Raw genomic sequence first — 7,368 nt, 5'->3', positions numbered from 1 at the left:
GGCGCAGGCACGGGCGCGGACCCGGACGTCGGCGCAGGGAAAGCGGTGTCTGGGACGGGTCGGGCCCCGGAGCTGGTGCTCCGAGGCCCGATGATCGCGACGTCGGCCGTCAGGTGGCGGGGACCTCGGCGGTGGTGCGGATCCGGTCCAGCGTCGGTGCGGAGACCGGCGACTGGGCGGTCAGGTAGTCCACGAAGGCGTCGAGGTCGATCTGGCCGGTGACCAGGTTCGTGCCGCCGGTGAGGGCACTGAAGCCGTCGCCGCCGCCGGCCAGGAAGTTGTTCACCGTCACCCGGTAGGTGGCGGCGGTGTCGACGGTGGTGCCGCCGAGGGTGAGGCTGCCCCGGACCACGCGGGTGCCGGCGCACGGGTCGGCGACCGTACCGGTGGTGCCGTTCGGGTCGACCACGTAGCCCACGGTGGCTGACGGGTACAGGGTCCGACCGGTGACGAACTGCTGTTCCAGGACGCAGTAGAGCTGTGCGCCGGTCAGGTCCAGTGTCACCAGGTTGTTGGCGAACGGCTGGACCGTGAACGCCTCCTCGTAGGTGACCGGGCCGGCGTCGAGGTCGGCCCGGACCCCGCCCGGGTTCATGAAGGCGGCGACCGCGTTCTGTTCGTCGTCGGTGGCGGCGAGTTGCGCGTCGGCGATCAGGTTGCCCAGGGGCGATTCGCCCAGGCTCGTACCGAAGAGGGTTTCCTGGCTCCGGGTGATCGCCTGGCTGGTCACGCCGACCTGGCGTCCGGCGACCGGGCCGAGCACCGTCTTGTACCGGTTGATCAGCGCGGTCTGCCTCGGGTCCTTGGCGACGTCGCGGGTGACCACGACGTTGTTCGCGGCGGCGGAGAGCACGTCGCCGCTCCGGCGATCGATCTTGAGGTCGATGTCGGTGACCAGGCGACCGAACGAGCTGGCGCTGGTGACCAGCTTGCCGTTGATGTCGCAGTTGTACGCCTGGTGGGTGTGCCCGCTGACCACCACGTCGATCGACGGGTCCATCCGGTTGGTGATGTCCACGATGGGGCCGGTCATGCCGACGCAGTCGTTGATCCCACCGGTCGCCGCCTGGGTGCCGCCCTCGTGCAGCAGCACGACGATCGCCTGTACGCCCTTGCGGCGCAGCTCGCGAGCGTACCGGTTGGCGGTGTCCGCCTCGTCGGCGAAGCTGAGGCCGGCGACGCCCTGCTGGCTGACGATCTGCGGGGTGCCCTCCAGGGTCATGCCGATGAAGCCGACCTTGACGCCCTGCACCTTGTGGATCGCGTACGGTGCCATCAGCGGCTTGCCGGTCGCGGTCTTGAAGGCGTTCGCGGACAGGTACTGGAAGCCGGCCCCGCGGTACGGGGTGCCGTCGATGCAGCCGTCCACCGGGTGGCAGCCGCCGTTCTGGATCCGCAGCAGCTCGGCGGCGCCTTCGTCGAACTCGTGGTTGCCGACGCTGGCGTAGTCGAGCCCGGCCATGCTCAGCGCCTCAATGGTCGGCTCGTCGTGGAACGCGGCCGAGAGCAGCGGGGACGCGCCGATCAGGTCGCCGGCGGCGACCGTGATGGTGTTCTTCTTCTTGGCTGCGGCGCGCAGCTCGGCCAGGTGGGTGGCCAGGAACTCGACACCACCCGCGGTCTGCCCGGCGATGGTGCCGCTGGACCCGCTCGGCGGTTCGAGGTTGCCGTGGAAGTCGTTGAGGGCCAGCAGGGTGACGTCGACCGGCTTCGGCCGCGCGTCGGCTTGCTCAGGGCTGGTGGCGACCGCGCCGAGGGCGGCCACCGCGAGCGCGGTCAGGCCGACAGCGGCCCGACGCATCCCGGGTATGAACATGGATCTCCTCGTGAGAATCGGCGCGTACGGTGCCCGGCCTGTGGGTCGACCGGGGCCGCCGACGGACGCCGTCGAAAGGGTCGCGGATGGCGGCGGTTGAGCATGGCCACCGCCCCGACAGCCTCTCATCCGGATGCCCACCGGTCGACCCGGGCAGCACATCGGAGCAGCGCGTACGCCGAGGCCCGAATCGATCATCGTTTAACGCGGTCTGCCGGACATTGTCGGACCCAGGGTCTAGAAAGGACGGGACAGCCAACGCGGACAGGAGACATCGTGAGCGGATCGACTCCGGTGGTGGAGCAGGTGCGATCGGCGGACGGCACGCCCATCGCGTTCGAACGGTCCGGTGCGGGCCCGGCGGTCATCCTGGTCGGCGGCGCGTTCAGCGATCGCAACGCGACCCGCGACCTGGGTGCGGCTTTGGCACCTGATTTCACCACCTTCGGCTATGACCGGCGGGGTCGGGGCCACAGCGGCGACACCGCACCGTACGAGATCGGCCGCGAGATCGACGACCTGGCTGCCCTGATCGCGGCGGCAGGTGGTTCGGCCGCCGTCTACGGCATCTCGTCCGGTGCCGTCCTGGCCGCCCTCGCCACCGCCGAGGGATTGCCGGTCACCGGGCTGGTCCTGTTCGAGCCGCCGTTTCAGGTTGGCTCGCACGTGGGCGCCCGCAAGGACATCACCCCACAGCTCATCGAGCTGATCGCCGCCGACGACCGGGACGGCGCGGTGGAGATTTTTCTCAGCGCCTCGGTGGGGCTGCCGGCCGAGCAGATCACCGCGATGAGGTCGCAACCGATGTGGGGTGGCCTCACGGCGGTCGCCCACACCCTGGTGTACGACGCGATCATCACCGCCGGAGGACGACTCCCCGAGGGCCAGCTGGCTGTCATCACCGCACCGACCCTCGCGGTGGACAGCACCGGCAGTCCACAGTGGTTGCGGGACGCGAGTCGGGCGGCGGCCGAGGCGGTTCCGGGTGGCCGGTCCGTCAGCCTCGACGGCGGCTACCACGATGTGCCGCCGACGACGCTTGCCCCCGCGCTGCGCGAGTTCCTCCTCGGTTGACCGCACCAGCGCACCGCCCGACCAGCGCACCGCGCACCGCGCACCGCCCGACCAGCGCACCGCGCACCGCCTGACCGGCGCACCGCGAGCCGCGCACCGCGCGCCGCCCGACCGGCGCACCGCGAGCCGCGAGCCGCGCACCGCGAGCCGCGAGCCGCGAGCCGCGAGCCGCGAGCCGCGAGCCGCTCAAGCGACGGAGCGCGAGCCAGCCTGGCGCGGCGGGCCGGAGCCTGGCGGGTCAGCCGTCGACAAGCGCCTTGTCGACCAGGGCGGCCACGGCCTCTGGTGGCCAGGTGCCCGCCACGCCGGGCCGGGCGGCCAGGTAGCTGGCGATCCGCTCGGCGGGCCAGCCGTGCGACTCGCATAGCCCTCGGGCGATCATGCCGAGGTAGATCGGCGCGGGTGGTCGGCACCGCGCGGCTGACGCCCCGTCGGGGGCGGTGAAGGTGAGCATCGGAACGCCGTCGTGGCTGCCCGGGCAGATCAGCGTCTCGTACCGGCCGGGGCCGAGCATGGCTCGTCCGTTGGCGACGGCGGCGTCGATGGCCGCCCCGGTGGCGGGGATCAGGTCGACGACCGTGTCGCCCGGCGGGCGGTACATCTCCTGTGCCGCGATGTCGGTGAACTGCTCCAGGCTGACCAGGTAGGCGCGCGCCGCGGCCTCGCCCGGCAGGTGCGGGTCGTAGAAGGCCATGCCGCCGGTCCAGGCACCGGACTCGCCTGCGAAGTAGATGCCGCCGGGCAGCGACACGGGTGTCGACCGGCTCGGTGGACGCCGGTCGCGGCAGCCCGGGTACGTCCGTTTGCCGCCGGGTGGGCAGCCGCCGCCGATGTACCAGCCCAGCCGGGCGGCGTGCATGTTCGAGCCGTACGAGACGTACCAGGCGAGCACGACGACGCCCTCAGAAGCCGCAGGTCTGCCCGGTGGAGTGGCTCACCTGCACGGTGTGGGTCACGCAGCCGCCGGCCTCCACCGCGTGCAGCAGGAAGGAGGTGGGCTCGTTGACCCAACCGATCTGCTCGTCGGCGCTCATGGTGAGGGTGCTCTGCTTCCACGTGCTGGGTGCCACGGTGAGGACGGTGCCCGCGTACGCCGTGGTGACCGGGCGGTGCAGGTGCCCGGCGCTGACCCGTACGACGTGGGGGTGCCGGCCGATCACCTCGGCGAGCGCGTCACCGTCGGCGAGCCGGATGGAGTCCGCCACGGGAATGCCGACCGCGACCGGCGGGTGGTGCAGGAAGAGCACGGCGGGCACCTCGGGCCGCCCGGCCAGCACCCCGTCGAGCCAGCTGAGCTGCTCCTCGCCGAGTTGGCCGCCGTCGCTGCCGGGGACGAGCGAGTCGAGCACCACGACCGACGCCGCCTCGTGGTCAACGTGGTAGTAGGCCGAGAAGCCGCCGCCGAGCCACGGCGTTCCCCCGAACGCGTCGAGCAGGGACTCCCGGTCGTCATGGTTGCCGGTGGCCAGGTGCACCGGCAGCGGGAACCGGCCGATCAGCTCGCGCAGGGCGGCGTACTCGTCGGGCTGGCCGTGGTCGACCAGGTCGCCGGTGATCACCACGCAGTCCGGTCGGGGTCGCAACGCCAGCACCCGGCCGAGCGCGCGGTGCAACCCGGCGGCCGGTTCGGCGGCGAGCAGGCCGGTGGTCAGGTGCGGGTCGCTGATCTGAGCGATGAGCACGGGCTCGCCTCCTCGGCGCCGGGGTGCCCCACGCTATCGCCAGGCGCGGCATCCCGGGGGGCACCCGTCCACAGGCTGCGTCCACAGCCTGTGGATAGCACGTGTGTACGAAATCCGACTGTTCCAGCCAGCGTGAGTACGCTTGATCGAGCGGTTCGGCGTCGGCCGGGCCCCTCCCCTACCTGGAACGACGTGCGAGTGGATCATCAGCGAGTCATCCGTGACGTCACCGTCCGCCTGCCGATGGCGTCGAGCACGCCGGAGGCGTGTCGGTGGACGGTCACCGCGCTGTCCCGCCACACCCCGGCGACCATCTCCGTGCTGCTCGCGGTCCACGACCGCCTGCGCTGCGTCGCGGCGACCGGGGCGTGGCAGGTCTTCGCCACCGTGCCGGCCCGGACCGGCATCGTCGGCCGGGTGTACGCGACAGGCGCTCCCGCCGTCGTCCCGGACGTCGCAGTCGACCCGGACTACCTTCCGGTACGCCCGGACGTGACCGCCGAGCTGTGCGTACCGGTGCTGGACCCGACGGGCCGGCCGATCGGCGTACTCGACCTGCAGTGGAGTGAGCCGACGGATCTGGAGCCGTGGCGGGAGACCGCACAGCGGCTCGCCGACGGGCTCGGCGCGCGGATCGCCGCCCTCGGTGGCCCACCGGCGGAGAGCCGCAGCGAGACGTTGCTCCGGCACGCCGCCGCGCTCTCCTCCGCGCCGACCGAGGGGGAGGTGATGGGTGCTGCGGCCCGTGCCGCCCGGGAGGTCTCCACGCTCTCCACCGCGCTGCTCCTGATCGGCGGTCAGCTCGGCCCGTCCCCGGCGACGCCGACTGACCTGGAGACCCGGATCCGTGCCGAGCTGGCCGGGGCGGGTCCGGCCGCTCTGGGCCGGATGGTCGACCGGGCACACCGGTACGGCGCCGGGTACACGCTGGGCGAGGCCGGGCATCCGCCGACCGAGGACTACCGTCCGCTGACCCGGGCGGGCGTGCGCACGCTGGTAGCCGTGCCGGTCGGGCCGACGGACGCCGGTGGGGTGTTGCTGGTCGCCGACGAACGCGCGCTGCGGCCGGACCCGACCACGGTCAGCCTGATGGAACTGCTCGCCGGGCAGGCCTGGACGAGCGTGGACCGGCTACGCACGCTGGCCCGGCTGCGGGAGCAGGCCAGCTCCGACCCGCTGACCGGGTTACGGCACACCGGCCCGTTCGGGCAGCGGATCGCGGCGGCCACCCCCGGGCGTACGGCCCTGCTGGCGATCGACGTGGACGGCTTCAAGACCGTGAACGACACGTACGGCCACCAGGCCGGCGACCGGGTGCTTGTCGGGTTGGCCCGGGCGCTGGAGGGGGCGTTGCGGCACGGCGACGAGTTGTACCGGATCGGGGGAGACGAGTTCGTGGCGGTGATCGAGGTGAGCCGCCCGGAGGAGGCGGTCCGGATCGCCGAGCGGCTGACCGAGGCGGCCCGCCGCATCGGTCGCACGATCAGTGTGGGCGTCGCCCTACCCCGCCCCGGCGAAACGCCAGACCGCACCCTGAAAAGAGCCGACCAGGCCCTCTACGCGGTAAAACGCCAAGGCCGAGACGGCGTCCTACTCTCCGCCGCCTGATCCCCTCACCGCCCCAACCCCGTCGATCATGGAGTTGTGGTGGGGGACATTTGCCGGTGTCGACGTTAAATCGCCCACCACAACTCCATGATCGACCCGACAGGCGGGGGCCGGGGGCGGGGGTTAGGGGGTTCGGAGCTCTTTGGCTAGGAGTTCGGCGATTTGGGCGGTGTTGAGGGCCGCGCCCTTGCGGAGGTTGTCGCCGGTGACGAAGAAGTCGAGGGCGCGGGGGTCGTCCAGGGCGCGGCGGATCCGGCCGACCCAGGACGGGTCGGTGCCGACGGCGTCGATCGGCATCGGGAACTCCCCGGCCGCGGGGTCGTCGACCAGGATCACTCCGGGGGCGTTGCGCAACGCCTCGCGGGCGCCCTCGGCGTCGACCTCGGTGGCGAAGACCGCGTGCACGGCCACCGAGTGGGCGGTGACGACCGGCACCCGGACGCAGGTGGCGGACACCTTGAGGTCGGGGAGGCCGAGAATCTTCCGCGACTCGTTGCGGATCTTCATCTCCTCGGATGACCAGCCGCTGTCGGCCGGGGAGCCGGCCCAGGGGACCACGTTGAGCGCCATGGGCGCCGGGAACGGGCCCAGGTCGTCGCCGACCGCCTGCCGCACGTCACCTGTGCGCGAGCCCAGCGCCCGATCGCCGGCGACCTTGGCGAGCTGGTCGTGCAGGATGTCGACGCCGGACTTGCCCGCGCCGGAAACCGCCTGGTAGGAGGCGAGCACGAGCTCCCGTAGGCCGTACTCGCGGTGCAGCGGCGCGACCGCGACGATCATCGCGAGGGTGGTGCAGTTGGCGTTGGCGATGATGCCCCGGGGTCGGTTGCGGACCTGCTCGGGATTGATCTCCGGAACGACCAGCGGGACGTCGCGGTCCATCCGGAACGCGCCGGAGTTGTCGACAGCGATCGCGCCCCGGGCGACGGCGATCGGCGCCCACTCGGCGGAGACCTCGTCGGGCACGTCGAACATGGCCACGTCGACCCCGTCGAACGCCTCGGGGGTCAGCGCCTGGACGACCATCTCCTCGCCCCGGCAGCGCACCCGGCGGCCGACGGAACGCTCGGAGGCGAGCAGCCGGATCTCACCCCAGACGTTGCGTCGTCCGGTGAGCAGCTCGCACATCACGGTGCCGACGGCACCTGTCGCTCCGACCACGGCGAGGGTGGGCAGCGCCGTCATCGG

6 protein-coding genes are annotated in these 7,368 nt (G+C 72.3%); 2 read left to right on the top strand and 4 right to left on the bottom strand.

The window, feature by feature from the left end; all coding sequences use genetic code 11:
* Positions 1-109: 109 nt before the first annotated feature.
* Complete coding sequence (locus ACLQ3B_RS14520; RefSeq protein WP_425781007.1) at positions 110-1,816, bottom strand: bifunctional metallophosphatase/5'-nucleotidase; 1,707 nt, start codon at positions 1,814-1,816, stop codon at positions 110-112.
* Positions 1,817-2,092: 276 nt separating this feature from the next.
* Between ACLQ3B_RS14520 and ACLQ3B_RS14515 the strand changes: the two genes are divergently transcribed.
* Positions 2,093-2,890, top strand: a complete 798-nt coding sequence (locus ACLQ3B_RS14515; protein WP_425781005.1) for an alpha/beta fold hydrolase — start codon at positions 2,093-2,095, stop codon at positions 2,888-2,890.
* A gap of 238 nt (positions 2,891-3,128) precedes the next feature.
* On the opposite strand, the gene ACLQ3B_RS14510 is transcribed toward ACLQ3B_RS14515, so the two are convergent.
* Entirely contained in the window at positions 3,129-3,782 is a 654-nt protein-coding gene (locus ACLQ3B_RS14510) for a histone deacetylase (protein WP_425781003.1), read from the bottom strand.
* A gap of 10 nt (positions 3,783-3,792) precedes the next feature.
* On the bottom strand, positions 3,793-4,572 hold the full coding sequence (locus ACLQ3B_RS14505; protein WP_425781001.1) for a phosphodiesterase: 780 nt from the start codon (positions 4,570-4,572) through the stop codon (positions 3,793-3,795).
* A 243-nt stretch (positions 4,573-4,815) separates the two neighbouring features.
* Here ACLQ3B_RS14505 and ACLQ3B_RS14500 point away from each other — a divergent pair, with 243 nt between their 5' ends.
* On the top strand, positions 4,816-6,180 hold the full coding sequence (locus tag ACLQ3B_RS14500; RefSeq protein ID WP_425781679.1) for a diguanylate cyclase: 1,365 nt from the start codon (positions 4,816-4,818) through the stop codon (positions 6,178-6,180).
* Positions 6,181-6,303: 123 nt separating this feature from the next.
* Here the strand turns inward: ACLQ3B_RS14500 and ACLQ3B_RS14495 are convergent, their stop codons facing one another.
* Complete coding sequence (locus ACLQ3B_RS14495) at positions 6,304-7,365, bottom strand: aspartate-semialdehyde dehydrogenase (protein WP_425780999.1); 1,062 nt, start codon at positions 7,363-7,365, stop codon at positions 6,304-6,306.
* Between the last annotated feature and the right edge of the window lie 3 nt (positions 7,366-7,368).

It is taken from the genome of Micromonospora sp. DT53 (assembly GCF_049841535.1).
Taxonomy (GTDB): domain Bacteria; phylum Actinomycetota; class Actinomycetes; order Mycobacteriales; family Micromonosporaceae; genus Micromonospora.
This window is presented reverse-complemented; position numbering and strand designations above follow the sequence as displayed.

Coding starts and splice junctions, on each gene's coding strand:
- ACLQ3B_RS14495 (WP_425780999.1), bottom strand. CDS start 7,365: ATGACGGCGCTGCCCACCCTCGCCGTGGTCGGAGCGACAGGTGCCGTC.
- ACLQ3B_RS14520 (WP_425781007.1), bottom strand. CDS start 1,816: ATGTTCATACCCGGGATGCGTCGGGCCGCTGTCGGCCTGACCGCGCTC.
- ACLQ3B_RS14500 (WP_425781679.1), top strand. CDS start 4,816: ATGGCGTCGAGCACGCCGGAGGCGTGTCGGTGGACGGTCACCGCGCTG.